The following is a 22,447-nucleotide window of genomic DNA, read 5'->3' as shown; positions in this document are numbered from 1 at the left end:
TTATAAGTCTTGTCGCCAGGCATCTATTGACAGAGGCTCACCAAAGTGGCTTTCAATTAGTCGTCGGGTAACGTCATGAAGAGGGGCGGCTAAAACTTCTGCTGTATTACCACGTTCGACAACTTCACCTTTATCCATCACAAGCATTTTATCGCTGACGTGTTTCATCATCCCTAAGTGCTGGGTAACATAGATAAATGCAATATCTTGTTTTGCTTGCAAATCTAACATTAAGTTGATGATCTGTGACCGCATGGACATGTCTAACGAAGCTAGTGCTTCATCAGCAATGATAATTTCGGGTTGTAGAATAAGCGCTCTTGCCAGTGCAATACGTTGTTTTTGCCCCGATGCTAACATATGTGGGTAATATTCAGCGTGGTCAGCAAGTAACCCGACTTGGCGAAGCGTTTGAATAATGCGCCTTTCACGTTCTATGCCAGTTAAGTCAGTGTTTAATTTTAAAGGGAGTTCAAGCGTTTGACCAATACGCTGCCTTGGATTTAGGGACGTACTTGGATCTTGAAAAATCATACGAATACGCTGGCAACGGTAGCTATAATCACCAAAATTAAGTGGTTGTCCGTGTATAAAAATATCGCCGCTGGTGGGTTCTACAACGCCGGATAACATTCGCGCAAGAGTTGATTTTCCTGAGCCATTGGCACCAATAATGGCTAATGTTTGGCCTGCCTGTAAGTTAAAGCTAACAGGCTTAACAGCTTGCAATTCGTGCCGATGAAATAGGCCCTCACGAAAACGGAAAGTTTTGGTGAGATTACGGACTTCAAGTAAGGTTTCCATTTAAGATTGTTCCTCGGTGTTTAGCGGATAATGGCAAGCAACGAGGTGGCCTTTAATATTGCGCAGTTGAGGTGCATTGATGCAAGTACGTTGTGCATAAGGGCAACGGGGGCCAAGACGGCAACCAATCGGCAAATGTTCAAGAGAAGGAATTGCACCGGGTAACGTATTTAACCGCCCTTTATGGGGAAGAGGGCTTTCAAAATCTGGGATTGAACGGATTAACGCTTGGGTATAAGGGTGGCGTGGTCGCTGTAGGATATCTTCTGGTGTTGCGCTCTCAACCGTTTGCCCACAATAGAGTACGTTGATGCGGTCAACAAGTTTTGACATCATTTCCATATCATGGCTAATGAGCAAAATTCCCATATTATTGTTTTGGTTTAATTTATCCAGTAAACGGAAAATTTGTGCTTGAGTGGTAGACTCCATCGCATTGGTGGGTTCGTCGGCGATTAATAACCGTGGTTGGTTAGCTATCGCAATCGCTATCATGACTTTTTGACATTCACCATCGGTGAGTTCATAAGGGTAACTGCGCATGATATCTTTATGATCTTTTATCCCCACACGGTGTAACAGTTCTATTGCACGGCGTTTACGCCAATTAAAACGTTGCCACCAGCGGCCTTTATATGTCCATCCAGGAATCGATTGGATAAGCTGTTTGCCTATATCAGCGGCTGGATCGAGACAAGATTGTGGTTCTTGAAATATCATGGAGATATTATGACCAATTAACTTACGACGTTTACGTGGGCTGAGTTTTAGTAAGTCAATGTCTTGAAAGCGAAAACGGTCGGCTTTCACACGAATGTTGTCTTTCGTTACGCCACAGATAGCTTTTGCAATAAGGCTTTTACCGGAACCTGATTCGCCGACTAAACCTCGAATTTCCCCTTCAGATAATGTCATTGATACGCGATCAACAGCTTTGACTGGGCCATTGGCAGTCATAAATTCGATAGTTAAATTGCGGATGTCTAGTAGTGGCATTATTCAACTCCCGCATTGATGGCACGGTGTAGCCCATCACCTAAAAGGTTAACAAAAAGCACGCTTATCATGATAGCAACACCGGGTAAGATAACCGTCCAGGGAGCAACGTAGATAAGCTCTAAAGTATCTCCTAGCATGGCACCCCATTCAGAAGATGGAAGTTGTGCACCTAAATCAAGAAAACCTAAAGCGGCAATATCTAAAATGGCAATTGAAAGTGCCCGAGTTAGTTCAGTGACGAGAATAGGAGTAATGTTTGGCAGTACGGTATACCATAAAATAAAAATGTTTGAAGCGCCATCTAGGCGTGCGGCAACGATGTATTCTTTATCTAACTCATCATGTACAGCAACATAGATGGTTCTTACCATTCGCGGAATTAATGCAAGGCAAATAGCGAGCATCGCATTTTCTAAACTAGCTCCCATAAAAGCGACAACAATAATAGCGAGTAATAAGGATGGAATTGATAGCAAGGTATCGAGTATATGGTTAAAAACTGCAGATTTTAACCCGCGAGTCATTCCCGCTAGGCAGCCGAGAACTAATCCAATTAGTGTTGCAATCAGTGTGACTAAAATAGCTGCACCAAACGTTGATTTAGTGCCAATTAATAGCCGACTCAGAATATCGCGGCCAAGGTCGTCAGTCCCAAAGAAGAAGGCAACATCACCATAATGTGACCAAGACGGTGGTGTTAATTGGTAACCTAAAAATTGTTGGTCTAGTGCATAAGGTGCTAGATAAGAGCCAACAAAGCATAAAATTAATAAAACTAACACACCAAAAAATCCCACCATAGAAACCACATCTGATGAGAAGATATTCCATACCACTCGTGTTGGGGATGGCATTTTTTGTTCACGATAAAAATTATCTGAGGACATACCAATCCTTATGTTTTAATGGGTCCATCATGGCGCCTAAAATATCAGACAACACATTTACAGTAATCACTAGTGCGCCAATTAGCATCACGCCAGCGGATATTGCGGAGTAATCTTCTTGGCGGATAGCAGTAACTAACCAACGGCCAAGCCCTGGCCAGTTAAAAACGAGTTCAGTTACCATGGTCAGTGTCAGCATAGTAGAAAACTGTAGCCCAAGCTTAGGAATAATGGGGGGGATAGCATTATGAAAAATATGGCGGCGGATGATTTTAATTCGTGACAACCCTCGAATAGCGGCTGCTTTGATATAATTTTCACTGGCGACTTCTTCGGTGCTATTACGTACCAACCGAATAACCTCGGTTGTTGGTGCGAGTGCCAAAGTCAGAACCGGTAACACCATGTGTTCAAGTACATTGATGATCATATCTTTACGATAGGGTGAATCCGAAAGCCATGCATCTACCAAGGCAAAGCCAGTTACTGTTTTTAAATTGTATAATAGGTCAATTCGACCCGATACAGGTAGCCACCCTAAATGTAATGAGAAAAAGAGGGTTAAAACGAGTGCGAGTACAAATACAGGGACAGAAAATCCTAATAAAGCAAAAACACTGATAGCAATATCCGCTGGTTTATTACGCCAAAAAGCAGCGATAATCCCAAGTGGAATACCTGTCGTTAAAGCAAAAATAAACGCTAAAATGCATAACTCCATGGTGGCAGGGAATGTGTCTTTTAATTGTTCGGTGATGGGTTCCCCGTTAATACTTGAAACGCCAAAATCAAAATGAAGTAAGCCTTCAAAATAAAAAATATAGGCATCGATAAGTGATGCGCCACTCAGTGGTGCATTAGGCGTAAAATAGCTTAAGCTAAAGCTGACTAGTGATAGAAAGAATACCGTGACTAATAAAAGCAAAAAACGACGCAGTGAATAAATTATCATGGTTGCTGCCTCTGTTTTTTCGGAGAAACTTTTTCAGCCTGTTCCATTTCCCGATACACACCGGCAAATGAGGTATTACCAAACGCACTGATCATTAGCCCTTTTATATCATAGCGATAGGCCTGTAAACGTAAAGAGTAGGCAAGGGGTAAGACAGGTAAATCTTCCCCTAAAATTTGCTGTGCCTGATGGTAATAATCTATACGTGCGGCTAATTGCTGTGTCAATAGTGCCTTATGTAAGATTTCATCAAAAGCGGGGTTACACCAATGGCTTAAATTGGTTTGGGAACCAATCGCCGCACAGCTTAGTAGCGGGCGGAAAAAACTGTCAGGGTCATTACTGTCAGTTGTCCAACCTGCTAATGTCATATCATGGGTTCTATCCATTAATTGGTTTTCTTGGAAGCGGCCTTCAACAGAACGGATATTCATAACAATACCAACCTGTGCCAAGTCTGCTTGGATAAGCTCAGCCATTTTTAGTGGGCTAGGGTTATATGATTGCGAAGCGATCGGCACCCATAAATCCAGTTTTAGATTTTCTAACCCCATCTCTTTGAGCATTTTTTTGGAACGTTCGGGGTTATAGTCAGTGATCTTTGCTTGATTATCATAAGCCCATGAGGCTCTAGGTAAAATAGATGCAGCTGTTTCTGCTGTACCGTAATAAATTGATTGCATTAGACGTTCATTATTAATTGCATAAGCAATTGCTTGACGTACTTTTAGTTTATCTAATGGTGGTTTACTGGTATTAAATGCGAGATAGGCAATATTCATCCCAGAACGCATAGAAATCCGCAAACGTGGGTCATCTCGTAATACTTTTAATTGGCTTGCTGCAGGGTAGGCTAAAACATCACATTCGCCGGTGAGTAATTTCGAAATGCGACCAGTTCCTCCCGCCCCCATATCAACAACTACTTCTTCCATACGCGGTAAACCCTTCCAGTAATTGTCATTTCTGAGAAGTCTAACGAATTGCCCGGCTTGGTAGTCATCTAAATGAAATGGCCCCGTACCCACAGGTCGCCAATCAATTAGCTCTTGGCGATTGATACTTGAAAGGTAATCAGCGTACTCGGATGAAAGGACAGGAGCATAGTGTGTTGCTAGGTGCCATAAAAAAGACGCATCAGGTGAATTTAAGCGGAACTCCACCGTATGGTTATTAATTTTACGTATACTTTGGACACTATTGGCAAATTGTAAACTATCGAAATAAGGGTAACGTCCCCCATTGATATAATGATAAGGATGGTTTACCTCAAACATGCGAGAAAAGCTAAACACGACATCATCAGCATTCATATTGCGCGTTGGTGTATACCAAGCTGTGTTTTGAAACTTTACATCTTTACGCAGGTATAAGCGGTAGGTTGCGCCGTTATCGAGAACTTCCCAGCTAGCAGCCAGTTCTGGAACCAAACGATAGGTAAATGGATCAACATCTAATAGGCGATCATAAATTTGAGCACCGAGAGGGTCGACAATTAACCCGCTACTGACTAGTTGTGGATTAAATGTCGTTACGATCCCATTTACACAGTAAATAAAACCTTTTTGGCGTATATCTGCAGGAACCTCGTTAGCCACAATATCGGTAAAGCGCTCTTGGTTATTAAGCGCTTGTGCAGACACAGAAATGAGAAATAAAAACCAAAGAGTTAATAGGCGCATACCACTGACATCGTTAACTAGAATTGACCTATTGTAGCCTAAAAATGGGGGGACAGGGTATAAGCAAAATTTAGCCCAAAAAAGCATGAAAATTAAGCTAAAAAGGAAGTTATTAATATAATGCTTAACTTAAATTATTAAATTAATCATTGAAGTATGTCTTAATGAGAAAATATCTCATTAAAAAGCTTTACAAATGACACTGATAACGATTATCATTCGTTTTGTCACTTAAGCCAAGTGCTTATGTAGACAAGGCATGACATTGCTCACATTGCTTCCAGTGTTTTATTTAATAGCCAGCTTGGGTGCTGGCTTTTTTTTTTGTATCAACAAGCTCGTTTAGCTTCATTTCTCGTTATTACTCTAAACCCACATAGTGTAGGTCTTCATCGGTCACTTTACCTTGGAGTGTACATAAGAAACGAACCACTCCTCTTTGTTCATCCTTTTCAATAATCAGCATTTTTTCAGCTGCATTTGGGGCCAAGTTATAGTCTTGCGTTGCGTATTCGTTAAACACCCATTGGCCTTGCAAATTGTGGCGGATCATGGGTGAGTAGATATAAGTATTTCCCACCTTTAGAATAGCAATTCTTGATGAAGTATAACGGATAACCTCTTCAAAGCTTTGAGTGGTTTCAAATCCCCAAAAATAGTATTGGCCACGTAAGCCTAAATAGGTGAAGTCATCATATTTATCGAAATTACTATGACTAACAAAAAAACGATTAAAAGTCACAATTCCAGTAGGTGAAAAATTGAGATTAACAGAAACTTGTTCACCATCATCTAATTTCATGTTTTTCAATGCATTAGATGCATCATTTAAAGCGGGATACTCTTTCATTTTCTCGAAAAAAGTCGCATCACAGTAAGAGAATGTTCTCATTAATGATTCTGCGCTGACTGTAGGAGATAAGCCGAGAAGAAAAAAGGTCATAGCAAGTATATTTATATTCTTCATGATAGGCTCCTCATATAATAAATATCATATTAATAGAGATATCATATAAATATATTTCGCACAGTAGTTAAATATGACAAGGTGTAAAAATAATTTAATTGGTTGACATTAACATGATTAAAATAAACATAGTTATGATTATATAATTAACTAAATGTGCTAAAATAAATCATTATTTATGCATGCTAATTAGTATAAGTTACTAGATATAATTATTTTTATTTAAATTCTGTATGTTTTTGGAAAAGGTGATATTGTCTTACTTGTTGTTTTTGCTTATAAATTTATTTTTCTTGAATATTTTTGTTTTGATTTTCCCTATTGAAAATATGTTTTTTTTAGTGAGATGAATAAATGATTTTTGAAACCAAAATATAAAATTGGAAATGTTTAGTAATAAGTAATAACCCAAATTCTTTAATCCTGAATTTTTGATGTTTAAGTATAATACAGTAGTTCAAACAATAAATTCAAATTATTTGAACTACGTATTATTAATTCTCAATGTTTATTTGATGTTTTTTTATTAAGCCTCGTAGTTGATCATAACTTAATGATAACCGTTGTGCAGCTTTACGTTGATTAAAATGACTATCTGTTAGTGCTTGTTTTAATAGCGCTTTTTCGGATTGTTGTTGCCATTGACGTAAATCACATGGTAATGAAGGCAAAATTGTATTCTGTTGTTGGGTATGTGGCATGGGGAGTGAACTTGGTGATTCATGTAGCTCAGCAAGTTTTTCGCCAAATGGGTCAAAAATAATATTATCAACGGGATCAGCACAGTTTCCATGGCGGTATATTGAGCGCTCAATAACATTTTTTAATTCGCGTACATTACCTGGCCATGGGTAGTGTTGCAGAGCTTGTTGGGCATGTAATGTAAAACCTGTAAAGTGTGAACGTTTTAATTCACCACACATTAAAATGGCAAAATGTTCTGCTAATAATAAGATATCAGGCTGCCGTTCACGCAGTGGGGGGAGGCGAATAACATCAAAAGCCAGCCTATCTAAGAGGTCAGCTCGAAAACGGCCCTGTTTGGCAAGTTCAGGTAAATTGGCATTTGTAGCACAGATTAAACGAACATCGACGTGTAATGCTTGGCTTCCACCGACTCGTTCAAGTTCACCATATTCAATGACTCGCAGCAATTTTTCTTGAACGGACATCGGTGCGGTAGCGAGCTCGTCAAGAAAAAGAGAGCCTTTGTCTGCTCGTTCAAAACGCCCTTGATGGCGTTTTTGGGCACCTGTAAAAGAACCGGCTTCATGTCCAAATAATTCAGAATCCAGTAAATTCTCATTGAGTCCACTGCAATTGAGAGAGATAAAAGCTTCTTGCCAGCGTGGGGAGAGGTAATGAAGTCTATCTGCAATAAGTTCTTTACCCGTACCGCGTTCACCGATAACCAAAACAGGTTTATTGAGCTGAGCAAGTTCAGAAGCTTGTTCGAGTACATCGAGAAAATTACTTGAAACGCCAAGAATAGGTTCGTTGGTTTCTTTCATGGTTTTTTTTACCAATAGTTGGTTGGAAATACCGATGCTTTAACTATAAACTAAAATGAATTTTAGAGAAAGTTTATAATTATTTTATTTAAAATCATTGTGATATGAATTTTTGTTTAAAGTTGGCACGTGAGTTGCAATATGTGAATTGTAATAGCTAAATACAACATGCTATTTGTTGTTTGACTAACGGAGCGTCAGGTATGGGTTGGAAGCCAAATCAGGTCGAGGCGCTACAGAATGATTAAATCCATCAAGGGGATATAAATAATGGGTATTTTTTCACGTTTTGCCGATATCATTAATGCAAACATCGCTTCTTTGTTAGACAAAGCAGAAGATCCGCAAAAAATGATCCGTCTGATGATTCAAGAAATGGAAGACATGCTAGTTGAAATCCGTTCTACATCAGCACGCACTTTAGCTGAAAAGAAAGGCTTAGAGCGCCGTATTGAAATGGGCGAAAAACAAGTTGCTGATTGGCAAGAAAAAGCAGAATTAGCACTGGTGAAAGATAAAGAAGATTTAGCGCGTGCAGCACTGATTGAAAAGCAAAAAGTGAGTGCAATGGTTGATACCTTAAAACACGAGCTGATTATTGTTGATGAAACCTTGACCCGTTTAAAAGGTGAAATCACTGAATTAGAAAACAAACTGCAAGAAACGCGTGCGAAACAGCAATCAATGGTTGTTCGTATGGAAGCAGCACAATCTAGTCGTAATGTTCGTCGCCAACTGGATAGCGGCAAACTGGATGAAGCAATGGCTCGTTTTGAACAGTTTGAGCGCCGTATAGACCATATGGAAGGTGAAGCTCAAAGTTATGGTATTGGTAAACAAAAATCACTGGATCAACAGTTTGCAGAGTTAAAAGCAGACGATGAAATAAGCGCGCAATTAGCGGCGCTTAAAGCTAAAATCAATAAAGATCAGTAACAGTTATTTTGATGCACTGGTACGTTAGCAATATCGTATCAGTGCCATAGATAGGTTAACCATATGTATAAGGATATGTGATGGGCTACGTTTTTCTGTCTCTCGTATTAATTATTTTTCTCATTTTTATTCTGCCTATTTGGCTGTGGCTACATTACAGCAAAAAAAATAATGGGCAGGGGAGTCAGCTAACTGAAAATGAAGTACAACGTTTGATGCAATTAGCAGAGCAAGCATCACAGATGCAGCAACGCATTAAAACGCTTGAAGATATTTTGGATGCAGAACACCCAAATTGGAGGCAAAAATAATGACTCAATTTCGCAACCGCAAACTTTATCGTTTAACGGATAGACGTGTGTTCGGTGGTGTGTGTTCGGGTATTGCTGAGTACTTAGAACTTCCGGTTGCTTTGGTCAGAGCATTAGCCGTATTAGCCTTATTTGTAAGCTTTGGTATTACTTTGATTTTGTACATCGTGATGTGCTTTGTTGTCGAAGCGGCACCAAGTGGCTACCGTTCACAGAAAGATATTGGCCCAGAAGTGAGTAGTCTTATTAACCAAATTGATACACAATTAAAATCCGGTGAAATGAAGTTACGCCAGATTGAAAGATACGTTACTTCAGATACTTATACAGTGAACAGTAAATTTCGAAATCTATAGCAAATCGTATCGCCATCACATGATAAGGGATTAGGTTTCAAAACCAAATCCCTTTTGTTTTTTATCAATAAGTGAGTGACATATGGCAAATAACGTTCGTTATCGAATCAAAAAATTTGTAAAGAAACTTATTCTACAAAAAAGTATTCGAATCGCTGCGGTATTACTTATGACATATGGCCCAGCCGGAGTCGTAGGTAAAATCATTAAATTATTGACGAGTAAATGGTTGCTCAATGTACTAATTAAACGGTTAACCTAATACAATTTGTTTTATGCTAAATTATAGTACGCAATATGACGTAAAATGGGTTTAAATTGAAAGGATAAGTCTTGGGAGGAGCATGAAACGACTGCACAGTGAATTAACGGATTTGATGAATAGAAGTGTTGATCGTCATGTTAGGCTCGCAGTAACAGGGCTTAGCCGTAGTGGAAAAACCGCATTTATTACTTCACTGGTGAATCAACTATTGAATGTGAATGCCGGGGCACGGCTGCCTTTATTTTCTGCTGCGCGAGATAAGCGGTTACTAGGTGTTAAACGGATACCTCACCGTGATTTGTCAGTACCACGTTTTGCGTATGATGAAGGTATTGCTTCTCTTTATGGGGAGCCCCCGCAATGGCCAACACCAACAAGGGGAGTCAGTGAAATACGCCTTAAATTACATTACCGCTCAGAAGACTCTTTTTTGCGTCATTTTGTTGATAACTCATCATTATATTTAGAGATTGTCGATTACCCCGGTGAATGGTTGTTGGATTTACCCATGCTAGATTTAAATTATTTAGCGTGGTCTGAACAAATGAATACCTTAATCAAGGGGGAACGCGCACATTTAGCCCAACCTTGGCTGGCATTGTGTGAAAAATGTGACCCTTTAGCGCCAGTTGATGAAAATTTGCTTGCTGAAATTGCCGCTGCCTACACTCAGTATTTAGTGGAATGCAAGGCCCAAGGGCAGCACTTTATTCAACCGGGACGTTTCGTTTTACCCGCTGAATTAGCAGGAGCGCCGGCTCTGCAATTTTTCCCATGGCCGAATGTGGCCAAATATGGCGACAAAAAGTTCGCACAGGCAGGTAAAAACACCAATATTGGCGCACTACAGCAACGTTATCAATATTATTGTGAGCATGTTGTAAAGGGCTTTTATCGTGATTATTTCCAACGTTTTGACCGACAAATTGTGTTAGTTGATTGCTTACAACCGCTAAATAGTGGTGTTGATGCTTTTAATGATATGAGAATGGCATTAACGCAATTAATGCGTAGTTTTCATTATGGAAAGCGCACACTACTGAGGCGTTTATTTTCACCTTGTATTGATAAATTACTCTTTGCCGCAAGTAAGTCAGATCACGTAACACCAGACCAACATGCAAATTTAGTGGCTTTGTTGCAACAGCTAGTGCAAGAGGCATGGCAGCATGCTGCGTTTGAGGGGATCAGCATGGATTGTGTGGGTCTAGCATCAATACAAGCTACCGAAAGTGGTCTGGTAGACTATAAAGGTGAAAAATTACCTGCGTTAAAAGGGAATCGGCTAAGTGATGGTCAACCGTTAATGTTTTACCCAGGGGAAGTGCCAAAACGCTTGCCGAATGAACAATTCTGGCAAACTCAAGGTTTTCAATTTGAAGATTTCAGACCAAGGCCAACGCCAATGGATCAACCATTGCCACACATTCGTATGGACAGTGCGCTTGAATTTTTGTTGGGAGATAAGCTGAAATGAATGAACCCTTAAAACAGCGTTTAGATTTTGCTGAACATAGTGAAAATAAGACGAAAGAATCGCTAAAAAAAGCCCAAGTTTTTGATGAACGTGAACTTGAAAAATTTACACCAGTGTCTTTGGAAACAGAGCAGGACAACCAAGAAGGTGAGGTTGAAAGCCTGATTAACGAAGCGTTAAAACCAAAACGGAGTTTTTGGCGTAAATTAGTTGGCGCGGCTGCGGGAATTTTTGGGGTCAGTGTCGTTGCTCAGCTCGGCGTTTGGATCCACCAATCATGGGTAACACAAGATTGGACTGCGTTAGGTGTCGCTGCCGCGGGCGGTTTAATCGTTGTGGCGGGTGTTGGGTCTGTTGTTGGCGAATGGCGGCGGTTGTATCGCCTGAGAGAACGTGCGGAGGAACGGGACTTTGCTCGCGAATTATTGCACAGTCATGGTATGGGGCAAGGAAAGGCTTTTTGTGAAAAACTGGCTAAACAATCTGCGTTATCGATGCAACATCCTGCAATTGCTAATTGGCAAGCCACTCTTCATGACTCTCATAATGATAGGGAAGTTGTTGAATTGTATAGTCGAATGGTTCAGCCTATCCTTGATGAACAAGCTCGTAAAGAAATTAGTCGTTGTTCCGCAGAATCGGCCATCATGATTGCGGTGAGCCCGCTAGCACTGGTGGATATGGCATTTATTGCTTGGCGAAATATTCGTCTAATTAATCGGATCGCGGCAATCTATGGTATTGAACTCGGTTACTATAGCCGAATTCGGCTATTTCGCATGGTGCTCATTAATATTGCCTTTGCGGGAGCGTCTGAATTAATTCGTGAAGTGGGGATGGATTGGCTATCTCAAGACATTACCGCACGGTTATCAACACGAGCAGCACAAGGTATTGGAGCAGGCTTGTTAACTGCGCGTTTAGGTATTAAGGCGATGGAATTATGTCGACCACTACCTTGGATAGAAAACAAGCCACGTTTAGCCGATTTTCGCCATCAGTTAATTGGCCAGTTAAAAAATGTCATTCCCAGCAAAAAAGAAAAAGCGTAAAACAATCGCATTGGCAGGGTGAGTTGACAGTTTTTGCTCACTCTGCAGCATCATTTATTGATTAATGTGTTTATTCTTATTTCAAGCCTTAAAAAATAAAGGAAAACCGTGATTTTATTTGTTGATGATTATAAAGCTTACAAGCTGTCAACAATTTGTGACACAAACACTGTATTCCCTTAATGTTTAAGGCTAAAATACCTTTATTCTCTCGGCTTTTTTGATGAAGGTTCTTACCTATGCGCCTCGAAGTGACCTGCCAAGACCGTATCGGTTTAACGCGTGAATTACTTGACCTTTTAGTTCTACAAAATATTGATTTAAAAGGTATTGAAATCTCTCCTCAACGTAGGATTTACCTCAACTTTACACCTGTAGATTTTCAGGTATTCAGCACATTGATGGCAGAAATACGCCGTATTAATGGTGTTATTGATGTTCGCCGAATTTATTTTATGCCTTCAGAAAGAGAACATAAAGCCGTTTGGGCGCTCTTAAACTCATTTCCAGAACCTGTTTTATCCATAGACAACAAGCTAAATATTGAGTTGATTAACCCAATGACATTGCAGTTATTTGGTTATGATGAGGCTAAAATTCGAGAAAAAACCTTTTCACAGTTAGTTGGTAGTCAAGGACTAGTACGTTGGTTTGAACGGGAGTCACCAGAGGCGTACACCGAGAAAGTTGTCATTAAAGGCCAAGACTATTTGATGCAAGTAACACCTATTATTTTGGCTGATGAAAATGGTAAATCCCATTGTACTGGTGCGGTATTACTGTTGAAATCGGCTGCAATTTTAGATAAGCAACGCCAACAAGTTATTGAGGTAGATGGCAGCGGTTTTGAACAAATTATTGCTGTTAGCCCTGTCATGGCAAATGTGGTTGAACGAGCCAAACGTATTGCTATGCTGGATGAGCCATTATTACTTGTCGGTGAAACGGGGACTGGGAAAGATATCTTAGCGAAAGCTTGTCATTTGCATAGTGCGAGAGGAAAAGAACCGTTTTTAGGCTTAAATTGTGCTTCGATGCCGGATGATGTCGTAGAAAGTGAATTATTTGGTTATGCAGCGGGTGCTTATCCAAATGCGGTTGAAGGCAAAAAGGGTTTTTTTGAACAAGCCAATGGCGGAACGGTGTTGCTTGATGAAATTGCTGAAATGTCGCCACAAATGCAAATTAAGTTATTACGTTTTTTAAATGATGGAACATTTAGGCGTGTTGGGGAAGAAAAAGAAGTTAAGGTGAACGTTCGTGTGATTTGTGCAACACAGAAAAATTTACCTGAATTGGTTGCCGAAAAGAAATTCAGAGAGGATCTTTACTATCGTTTGAATGTACTGACATTAACTATTCCTCCATTGCGTGAACGTAAAGAAGATATTCAACCGCTGACCAAAACATTTGTCGCCAGTTTTTCCAAAGAGCTTCATATTGCTGAACCTAAATTGGCACCTTCGTTGATAGAATATTTAAGTAGTTATTATTGGCCGGGTAATGTAAGGCAACTGAGAAATGCTCTTTATCAAGGGTTAACGCAACTTAATGGCAATATATTAGATGCAGATAATATCCAATTACCTGATGTAGTTAATACCCCCGCACTCGCTTTAGATTCACTCAATGGCTCGCTAGATGAAATCACTAAACGTTATGAAGCATCGGTATTAGCACGTTTGTATCGCGATTATCCGAGTACCCGTAAATTAGCTAAACGTTTGGATATTTCTCATACGGCAATTGCCAATAAATTGAGAGAATATGGCCTTAATACGAAAAAAGAGCAAAATTAAATTAAATGTATAAAAGAATAACTTACGTATTCGCAATAACAGGGCTGGTTTTAAGTGGCTCTGGCACAGCAACAACAATACCGGAAGACGGTTTGAATAAGTATTGCCAATATGTAGTGCGAACAATGGATGAAGTCTATGAAAATGGGGCATTGTCTCAATCTTATTTTAAAGACGTATCTTTTTTATCTTGTGTTTGATATGGCAAAACCCTGCTAATACTATTGCTAATTGGTGAATTTTCCTGCTATATAACAAAGACAGCTGCTGTTTTAGGGTATCGTAATCTCATCTGATGGGTTTCAGCCTACAAGGAGTTGCCATGGATCAATTCACTATTAATTTCGTTGTAAATCGTAAGCTACGCGAATACATGAGCCAGAGCCATTATAAAAATGATATGTTTGAGTCTGCCGCCTCAGCCGCCGAACTTTATCTGATGAATAAAGCTGCAGTAAAATATTTAGCGAAGAAAAATCGTTTTACGTGGGAGGCGCTGGTAAAAAATGGCCATAAGCCTCGAGACCTCATTATTGATATTTTGACATCTTGCTGTCCTGTTACCCAGGACCAAGCCTTAAAAGTATTGAGTACGCTCTCTCATACTTTGATTTCTATAATGAGTGACAACAAGTTATTTGCGAATGTTGTTAATGCAAAGAACCACCAACCATTGTATTGGGCTCACGTAGATTAGAGTGGTGTTTATATTATTCAATAAAGCGGGAAATTCCCGCTTTATTGTTAACTACAGTGAACTAAATATGACAAAAGCTTATTTCAAACTATTTAATGCGCTGTCGTAATCAGGTTCTTCAGTTATTTCAGGAACTAATTGGCTATAAATAACGTTATTGTTTTCATCTAGGACAACAACGGAACGAGCGTTCAAGCCTTTTAATGGGCCACTAGCAATATCAACACCATAGTCATTCGCAAACGAGCCGCTACGGAAAGAAGATAGCGTAACAACATTATCTAAACCTTCTGCACCACAAAAACGCGCTTGTGCGAAAGGTAGATCAGCAGAAATGCATAATACAACAGTGTTATCCAAATCGTTTGCGAGCTTATTAAACTTGCGAACTGACGCCGCGCATACGCCAGTGTCGACACTTGGGAAGATATTTAAAACTTTTCGTTTACCTTCATAGGTTTCCAGCGTTGCTTCGCTGAGATCTTTGGTGACAAGGGTAAAAGGTTTAGCTTTTGAGCCCGCTTGTAAAAAGACACCGTTAACTGTGATGTCATTACCTTTTAACTTAACTGTCTGCGACATGAATTTTTCTCCCATTCATAAAGTGAGTCACTGATAACTTAATCTATCTTCTAATAAAAAATCTTTGCGATTAAAGGTTTTTTAATGGGCAGTTACGCAGTGCTGAGTTTTACATTGTACTAATGACCAAATTTTATACGGAAACTTTATCTCTTACCTTGAGTCCTATATGGGGCAAAACAAGATAATTTTACCTACTTTTTATTACAGTATGGTGCATCATCATTATATAACTACTAAGCTTTATCAATGCTTGCGTTTTTTGTTATGCACTTTTTAAACTGACCTATGAAGTGTAACAAAAGGAAATCGATCTGTATTGGTTTCTTGAGTCATTATTTAATTACCTGAAAAATGATAGAGATAGGGTTATGGTTCTATAATATGAGTATTAATTTATGTATATTTGAGTTAGGAAATCAATTAATTACACGAGAAATGTGGATATTTAAAATATGAAAGCATATGATAAATTAAGATAAACTACAGAGTAATTATGACTTGATATTACCTATGTTAGATATGGTTTTTTACATCATAAATTTATGTTTTTATTGGTATAGTGGGTTTTTCCAACATTCAAATTACCGAAATGAAACTTAATCAGTAAATGCAGTAACGTTGTTAATAATAGCATCTTCATTTGAAATCATTTAACTAGGCTTTTAGTTACCTTTATTTATATTAACAAGATAGAAAATATAATGCATAAACATTCATTTACATCTTTAGCGATTTTGATTTCTTCAGTTTTTGTTACTACACCAGCTATTAGTGCCGTGATACCTACAGGTACAGTTTTAGCTGAAAACCAAGAAGTTACACGGCATTTAAAAGACGAACCCGCATCTTTGGATCCAGTAAAATCAGTGGGGTTAACAGAAGCACAAGTCATGCGTGACTTATTTGAAGGGCTGGTTAACCAAGATGATCATGGAAAGCCGATCCCTGGAGTAGCTCAACGCTGGGATACGGCTGATAATCGTATTTGGACATTTACACTGAGATCTGACGCACATTGGTCAAACGGTGACCCTGTCACGGCTCAAGATTTTGTTTATAGCTGGCAGCGACTTGTTTCACCTGGAACAACATCACCATTTGCTTGGTTTGCAGCACTAGCAGGCATTAACAATGCGCAAGATATTATTGATGGTAAATTGCCAGTTGAGCAACTAGGTGTTGAAGCGGTTGATACGCACACACTAAAGATTACTCTAAATAAGCCGGTACCTTATTTTCCTTCGTTAACGGCTAACTTTAGTTTATTTCCTGTTCACCAAAAAACCGTTGAAAAGTTTGGTAATGACTGGATAAAAGCCGGAAATTTAGTTGGAAATGGCGCTTTTGTTTTATTAGACAGAGTGGTTAATGAAAAAATTGTTTTGGTACCAAATAAAAATTATTGGGATCATCAAAATACAGTCATCACTAAAGTCACTTTTGTCCCGATTAACCAAGAGTCTCATGCAACTAATCGTTATTTAGCGGGTGATCTAGATATTACCGAATCATTTCCAAAACAACGCTATCAAAAATTGTTAAAAGATATTCCTAATGAAGTCTTTACACCAGACCAATTAGGGACATATTACTATGCTTTTAATACTCAACGTGCACCAACGAATGACGTTCGTGTTAGAAAAGCATTATCCATGGCGATTGACCGCCAATTAATTGCGAATAAGGTATTAGGTACAGGGGAGAAGCCCGCAAATTATTTTACTCCTGATGTCACTGATGGCTTTAAGCCTGAAAAAGGGCTTTATAATAGCTATTCACAAAAAGAGTTAGACCAGCAAGCAAAAGTGTTATTACAACAAGCTGGTTTTGGTCCAAATCACCCATTAGAATTAACGTTATTATACAATAGTTCAGAAAACCATCAAAAAATTGCTATAGCAATTGCTTCTATGTGGAAGAAAAAGCTAGGTGCTGAGGTCAAACTAGTTAATCAAGAATGGAAAACCTATATAGATAGCCGTAATACAGGAAATTTTGATGTTATACGCGCATCATGGATAGGGGATTTTAATGAGCCTTCAACCTTCTTGTCTCTGCTCACTTCTCAGCATAGTGGTAATATACCAAAATTCAACAACCCTATATATGATGAGGTTATCGCATCGGCGAGTATTGAAACAAATGCGCAATTACGCAACCGTTATTATAATAATGCAGAAGCTATCATTGCAAAAGAAGCGCCAATCGCACCTATTTATCAATATACCAATGCACGCCTAATTAAGCCTTGGCTAAAAGGTTACCCGATTAACAACCCTGAAGATGTCGCATATAGCCATAGCTTTTATATTATTAAACATTAAAAAAGATCTCAGCCTGCACATGTTGTGGGCTGTTTTTCTGACAAAAAGAAAAAAGCTCCTTCCTCTGGAGAATGGGAAGGAGGACCAAAAAAAGGAATAAACACTACCTTTTTATAATAAAAAACTCATCGTAAATTTTATTGCTCATTTGTGTCAATTATGTGGTTTTATTTAGCAAAAATGGCGATATTTTGTGATTTATGAGGAATTGTCTGTTTTTATAAGATGTTAATCTCATTCTTTTTTCTTTGTTGTTTTATTCATGTATTGTGGAAGTGATTCTTGAAATAATTGCAAAGAATTATTTATTCGACTACAAATACCGTATTGATTATAAAAGGGAGATATTGCATGGGGCTGATTTATGGTTCTTTATTCCAAAATTCAAATCCTGTACATGCATTTCAGTTAAATGGAGACGGTGGATTACTTCCCATTGATGTGAATGCGAGTGCGAGCCAGCAGTCTCCGTTCTGGCTTCATTATGATTATAAAGATCCTCAAAGTTTTAATTGGATTCAGCAATCAGACCTCTTTAATGACCAAGTTAAGTCTGCGCTATCAGGGCATTCAGGGCGTTGGCGTTTGATACGTGTTGGTGATGGCATTTTATTAACATTGCAAACTTTAAATACCAATACTGGCCAGCGTCCTGAGCAATTAGTTGCATTTCGAGTATTTATTAATAACCGGGTAATTATTTCTAGCCGTCACCGAAAAGTAAACTCTTTAGACTCTGTTATTGATGACTTAAAACAGGGAGTAGGTGCGCAAAGCACAGGTGATTGGCTAGTAGAGGTTGCTGATTCTATTACAGATGAAATAAGTGATTTTACAGATTCTTTGCATGAGCGTTTAATTGATATGGAAGACTCCATATTAAATGGCCAAATTCCTGATAGAGGAGAATTTGCATTACTCCGTAAGCAAATTATTGTAATCCGCCGTTATATGGCTCCACAACGAGATATGTTTTCTCGCTTAACAACGGAAAAATTACTTTGGTTAGATGAAACTAATCGTCGTCGAATTCAAGAGATTTCTGACCGGTTAGGGCGTTGCATTGAAGATCTCGATGGATTTATAGCACGTACAGCGATTATTTCTGATGAGATAACGAATATGATGACTGAAATGATGAACCGGCGTATTTATACGATGTCATTAATGGCCATGATATTCTTACCAACAACGTTTTTAACGGGTTTGTTTGGTGTGAATTTAGGAGGGATCCCCGGTAATGAATTCCGCTTTGCCTTTAGTGTCTTTTGCGTTTTATTAGCCGTTTTAATCGCAACCGTCTTATGGTGGCTAAGAAAAAGCCGATGGCTCTAATATTGATGACTTATTTCCTATAACCGGACCTAGTTTGAGATAAATCAATAAAACTACTGAGGTTTTAGTGCAGTATTAGTCCTGCAGGTGAATGCAACGTTGAGCGATGAACGTTGTGCTCCATAATTGTAGTTTTTCTCATATTGAGTTCTTATACAGAATAATTGACCACTGTAATGCCGATGTAATTTACATCGGCTTTTTTTTTGCATTAAATCCGAGCAAAAAATAACCTCCAAACAAGGAGGTTATAATAAATATTATTTAACTTCAATAATATCAAGGCGTTCAGCTGCAAAGTCGGGCTTATCATCTTCCTCTATAAAAGGTTGGAGAGGCAGCTCTTCTTTGTCAAACGCAAGGTCACCGCCATTGATAACTTCATCTCCATGAGAAATATTCTTGAAATCAAATAATTCGGTATCACATAAATGAGACGGCACAATGTTTTGAGTGGCGCGGAACATTGTTTCGATACGGCCAGGATAACGCTTATCCCAATCACGTAGCATCTCTTTAATAACTTGACGTTGCAGGTTTGGTTGAGAGCCACATAGATTACAAGGGATAATTGGAAATTCTTTAGCCTGTGCAAAGCGCTCAATATCTTTTTCTCGGCAGTAAGCGAGTGGTCGGATAACAATGTGTTTTCCGTCATCGCTCATTAATTTAGGAGGCATGCCTTTTAACTTACCGCCATAAAACATATTTAGGAACATGGTCTGTAAAATATCATCACGGTGGTGACCAAGTGCAATTTTAGTTGCACCTAATTCAGTTGCTGTACGATACAGAATTCCACGTCGTAAACGAGAGCACAATGAGCAAGTTGTTTTCCCTTCAGGAATTTTTTCCTTTACGATCCCATAGGTATTTTCTTCAACAATTTTGTACTCCACACCAAGGTTATCAAGGTATGCAGGTAAAATATGCTCAGGGAAGCCAGGTTGTTTTTGGTCCAAATTAACCGCAACTAATGAAAATTGGATAGGGGCACTTTTTTGCAAACTTTGCAGGATGGAAAGTAATGTGTAACTATCTTTACCTCCAGACAAGCAAACCATTATCCGGTCACCGTCTTCTATCATGTTAAAGTCAGCGATTGCTTGGCCAACATCACGGCGAATTCTTTTTTGCAACTTATTTAAGTTGTACTGTTCTTTATTGGTTGTCATTCTATATTGTTCTGCTACTGGGGTTTATGTTGCTGATGGTTAATTGTACTTTCAGCTGTTAAATTATTATTGTTCTGTGCTTAAAGCCTAATCAGCGAGATCTATAAAAAGAGGCTCATAATAGCAGAAGCTGGGGGGGGAGTGATACCAGTTCGTTAAAAGAGGTGAAAATCTGTTGGGGTATGGCGTCTTCTTTATAGCCTTTATCTCATTGTATAAGCACTACTTAGAACGTAGTGTATGACAAAATATGGAGGAACTATGCCTGCAACTGACCCTATTGAATTGGTTTCGTCTTTACTCACCAGCACTATTAAAATGGTAATTACGCCAACGGAATATTTTTTTCAAAGTGGTACTATTGGGGATGCCATTTATATGAGCTTATTATTTTTGAATTAAAAATACTGAGAGTGCCATTATAACGAGATTAACCCACGACAAATGAAGGAAGGGCTAGCTTCCTTCATAACGGTGAGTAATTTATGGTACTAATGAGCTAGCTTATCACATAATTTTTGTAATTCAGTTAAAAATTTACCAACATGGAAGCCATCGCAAACAAGCATGATGTACCTGTACTGCTAGAGGCAGCCATGTTTTATTGTTGTCATTATAGTATTTTCCCATAGTAAATATAGGGGTAAAGACATTAGTAATATCTGCAATATTTAGATTAAAACTGTCAAATGAAACCCAAGGTAAAGATGACACATACAATACATTCTCAATTTGCTGTGATTGAGGATGCAAACTGAGATTATCTTTATACAACGTTAATTGCTGGTGATAACTCTTGTCTAAGTACTATATTTAACCCTTTCAATATAAAGCAAAATTTTTGTGATAGTACAATATATTCAGGCTCATGGTTGTGCGTTGACGTAGATATGAAATAATGTTTTGACATCTATATTGAGTATTTTAGATAGCATTACAAGGTGGTCAATAAATATTGAAAGAGTTCCATCTTCATATTTTATGTATGATTTTTCAGAAATAGATATTAGTTCAGCCATTTTTCTTGTCGTAATTTGACGTTCTATACGTTTTTGTTTAATAAATCCGCCTAATACAACATTACCAACATTATTTTTATACATAATAACCTGTCAAAAATTTAATCTTAATTTTTTTATTATCTTAGATGAGAATTAATATTCAATGGGTAATAATCTGTAAATTTAATAAAAAACAAATCTAAGGTGGTTAAGTTAAAGTAACTCTTATAAGAATAGAGTTAGTGCAATAAACGATAAAAAATAGCATTATTGTATTTTATAATCAAAAGGTGAGAATTGGCTAATATTAAATTCTATTTAATAGCGCAAAATGTGATTTTTAACTAGATGATATGTCAATTTTGCTACCATTATTTAACAGAAACTATCTTAACAATAATTATTGAAGACAGCGTCTGTTATTAGGTAATAATGATTAAGCAGATAGCGCAACTTCAATTGTTTTTTGTGCGTGAATGGCGGTGGTATCAAATATGTTTACTGTAGTATCATGTTGATTAACAAGTAATGTTATTTCAGTGCATCCTAAAATGATACCTTCAGCACCTTTTTCTACCAGAGATGTCATTATACGTTGATATTCCTGTTTAGATTCTTTGTTTATTTTTCCTAAGCATAGTTCATTATAAATAATATCATGAATTATTTTTCTATCTTGAGCGCTAGGTACTAGAACATCCAAATTAAACTTATCAATCAACCTTTGTTTATAGAAGGGCTGCTCCATCGTAAACGCAGTTCCTAAGAGTCCAATTGTTTTTATACCTGACTGTGTTATCCGTTCACCTGTTGCATCAGCTATATGTAATAATGGAAGACCGGTTTGAGATTCAATTAGTGGTGCTACTTTATGCATAGTATTGGTGCAAAGAACCAGAAAATCAGCGCCTGCAAGCTTTAAACGCTCTCCTGCATCTGCTAAACATTGTGCTGCCAAATCCCATTGCCCATTGGACTGATACTGTTCTATCTCAGCGAAATCGACGCTATATAAAACAATTTTAGCAGAATGTAGGCCACCTAACTGCTGTTTCACTCCTTCATTAAGTTGTTGGTAGTATAGTAATGTAGATTCCCAGCTCATACCACCAATGAGGCCTATTGTTTTCATTTTTCAACTTCCTATTATCATGCAGTGTTATTATTTTTCTTACTATACTGATTGTTTACAGAGGATCACAATAGAAACGAGAAATTTTCTAGGGGATTAAGAGTAAAAAACAGTTGTAATATTAAACTCAACTTAACATTACACACAATAAGGTTTTAATGTTGAACTTATTTAAATAACAAAATGATAAATATAAGAAT

21 protein-coding genes are annotated in these 22,447 nt (G+C 38.2%); 10 read left to right on the top strand and 11 right to left on the bottom strand.

Translation table 11 applies throughout. The features are described 5' to 3' along the window. From sapF to pspF, 7 genes are all read right to left on the bottom strand, one after another. A complete protein-coding gene (gene sapF / locus P3L37_RS10990; RefSeq protein WP_004910462.1) occupies positions 1 to 804 on the bottom strand; it encodes a putrescine export ABC transporter ATP-binding protein SapF in 804 nt (267 codons plus the stop codon). Beyond that, a complete protein-coding gene (gene sapD, locus P3L37_RS10985; RefSeq protein ID WP_004910464.1) occupies positions 805 to 1,800 on the bottom strand; it encodes a putrescine export ABC transporter ATP-binding protein SapD in 996 nt (331 codons plus the stop codon). Then, on the bottom strand, positions 1,800 to 2,690 hold the full coding sequence (gene sapC, locus P3L37_RS10980) for a putrescine export ABC transporter permease SapC (RefSeq protein WP_004910466.1): 891 nt from the start codon (positions 2,688 to 2,690) through the stop codon (positions 1,800 to 1,802). The genes sapD and sapC overlap by 1 nt, the downstream gene beginning before the upstream one ends. Next, complete coding sequence (gene sapB, locus P3L37_RS10975; protein ID WP_004910469.1) at positions 2,677 to 3,642, bottom strand: putrescine export ABC transporter permease SapB; 966 nt, start codon at positions 3,640 to 3,642, stop codon at positions 2,677 to 2,679. Before sapB ends, sapC begins: the two co-directional genes overlap by 14 nt. Beyond that, positions 3,639 to 5,324 (bottom strand): ABC transporter substrate-binding protein SapA, encoded by a 1,686-nt coding sequence (gene sapA, locus P3L37_RS10970; RefSeq protein ID WP_042851809.1) that lies wholly within the window; start codon positions 5,322 to 5,324, stop codon positions 3,639 to 3,641. Before sapA ends, sapB begins: the two co-directional genes overlap by 4 nt. Before the next feature lie 361 nt (positions 5,325 to 5,685). After that, positions 5,686 to 6,291, bottom strand: coding sequence for a hypothetical protein (locus P3L37_RS10965; RefSeq protein ID WP_004910472.1), 606 nt, complete (start codon positions 6,289 to 6,291; stop codon positions 5,686 to 5,688). Between the two features lie 494 nt (positions 6,292 to 6,785). Then, positions 6,786 to 7,802 carry a phage shock protein operon transcriptional activator gene (gene pspF / locus P3L37_RS10960; RefSeq protein ID WP_109911273.1) on the bottom strand — a complete coding sequence of 339 codons (1,017 nt, stop codon included), beginning with the start codon at positions 7,800 to 7,802 and terminating at the stop codon, positions 6,786 to 6,788. A gap of 270 nt (positions 7,803 to 8,072) precedes the next feature. Between pspF and pspA the strand changes: the two genes are divergently transcribed. The 7 genes from pspA to P3L37_RS10925 all read left to right on the top strand — a co-directional run bounded on the left by pspA (position 8,073) and on the right by P3L37_RS10925 (position 14,695). Next, the gene (gene pspA / locus P3L37_RS10955) at positions 8,073 to 8,738 is read left to right on the top strand and encodes a phage shock protein PspA (protein WP_004263893.1); all 666 of its coding nucleotides are present in this window, start codon (positions 8,073 to 8,075) and stop codon (positions 8,736 to 8,738) included. Between the two features lie 80 nt (positions 8,739 to 8,818). Continuing rightward, a complete protein-coding gene (pspB, locus tag P3L37_RS10950; protein WP_004910474.1) occupies positions 8,819 to 9,049 on the top strand; it encodes an envelope stress response membrane protein PspB in 231 nt (76 codons plus the stop codon). After that, entirely contained in the window at positions 9,049 to 9,405 is a 357-nt protein-coding gene (gene pspC / locus P3L37_RS10945) for an envelope stress response membrane protein PspC (protein WP_109911274.1), read from the top strand. Before pspB ends, pspC begins: the two co-directional genes overlap by 1 nt. 344 nt (positions 9,406 to 9,749) lie before the next feature. Further along, positions 9,750 to 11,147: a YcjX family protein gene (locus tag P3L37_RS10940; protein WP_196718504.1), complete on the top strand. Its 1,398-nt coding sequence runs from the start codon at positions 9,750 to 9,752 to the stop codon at positions 11,145 to 11,147. Beyond that, positions 11,144 to 12,199, top strand: coding sequence for a YcjF family protein (locus P3L37_RS10935; RefSeq protein ID WP_109911277.1), 1,056 nt, complete (start codon positions 11,144 to 11,146; stop codon positions 12,197 to 12,199). Before P3L37_RS10940 ends, P3L37_RS10935 begins: the two co-directional genes overlap by 4 nt. A gap of 239 nt (positions 12,200 to 12,438) precedes the next feature. After that, complete coding sequence (gene tyrR, locus P3L37_RS10930) at positions 12,439 to 13,998, top strand: transcriptional regulator TyrR (RefSeq protein WP_004910482.1); 1,560 nt, start codon at positions 12,439 to 12,441, stop codon at positions 13,996 to 13,998. A gap of 322 nt (positions 13,999 to 14,320) precedes the next feature. Further along, positions 14,321 to 14,695, top strand: coding sequence for a hypothetical protein (locus P3L37_RS10925; protein WP_042851578.1), 375 nt, complete (start codon positions 14,321 to 14,323; stop codon positions 14,693 to 14,695). Positions 14,696 to 14,773: 78 nt separating this feature from the next. Here P3L37_RS10925 and tpx read toward each other — a convergent pair whose 3' ends face one another. After that, positions 14,774 to 15,277, bottom strand: a complete 504-nt coding sequence (gene tpx / locus P3L37_RS10920; protein ID WP_004910486.1) for a thiol peroxidase — start codon at positions 15,275 to 15,277, stop codon at positions 14,774 to 14,776. A 704-nt stretch (positions 15,278 to 15,981) separates the two neighbouring features. Between tpx and P3L37_RS10915 the strand changes: the two genes are divergently transcribed. Together P3L37_RS10915 and zntB are read left to right on the top strand one after the other, a co-directional pair. Further along, on the top strand, positions 15,982 to 17,604 hold the full coding sequence (locus P3L37_RS10915) for an ABC transporter substrate-binding protein (protein ID WP_272667298.1): 1,623 nt from the start codon (positions 15,982 to 15,984) through the stop codon (positions 17,602 to 17,604). Positions 17,605 to 17,955: 351 nt separating this feature from the next. After that, positions 17,956 to 18,939: a zinc transporter ZntB gene (gene zntB / locus P3L37_RS10910; protein WP_004910490.1), complete on the top strand. Its 984-nt coding sequence runs from the start codon at positions 17,956 to 17,958 to the stop codon at positions 18,937 to 18,939. A gap of 260 nt (positions 18,940 to 19,199) precedes the next feature. On the opposite strand, the gene ttcA is transcribed toward zntB, so the two are convergent. Beyond that, entirely contained in the window at positions 19,200 to 20,114 is a 915-nt protein-coding gene (gene ttcA, locus P3L37_RS10905) for a tRNA 2-thiocytidine(32) synthetase TtcA (protein ID WP_004910491.1), read from the bottom strand. Positions 20,115 to 20,354: 240 nt separating this feature from the next. Here ttcA and P3L37_RS10900 point away from each other — a divergent pair, with 240 nt between their 5' ends. Then, positions 20,355 to 20,516, top strand: coding sequence for a hypothetical protein (locus P3L37_RS10900; RefSeq protein ID WP_155242205.1), 162 nt, complete (start codon positions 20,355 to 20,357; stop codon positions 20,514 to 20,516). A gap of 135 nt (positions 20,517 to 20,651) precedes the next feature. Here the strand turns inward: P3L37_RS10900 and P3L37_RS21395 are convergent, their stop codons facing one another. Further along, complete coding sequence (locus P3L37_RS21395) at positions 20,652 to 20,867, bottom strand: CatA-like O-acetyltransferase (protein ID WP_410479548.1); 216 nt, start codon at positions 20,865 to 20,867, stop codon at positions 20,652 to 20,654. A gap of 684 nt (positions 20,868 to 21,551) precedes the next feature. Beyond that, a complete protein-coding gene (locus P3L37_RS10895) occupies positions 21,552 to 22,247 on the bottom strand; it encodes an aspartate/glutamate racemase family protein (RefSeq protein ID WP_110731887.1) in 696 nt (231 codons plus the stop codon). Positions 22,248 to 22,447: the final 200 nt, after the last annotated feature.

The sequence above is a fragment of the Providencia sp. PROV114 genome (assembly GCF_032704305.1).
Taxonomy (GTDB): domain Bacteria; phylum Pseudomonadota; class Gammaproteobacteria; order Enterobacterales; family Enterobacteriaceae; genus Providencia; species Providencia rettgeri.
This window is presented reverse-complemented; position numbering and strand designations above follow the sequence as displayed.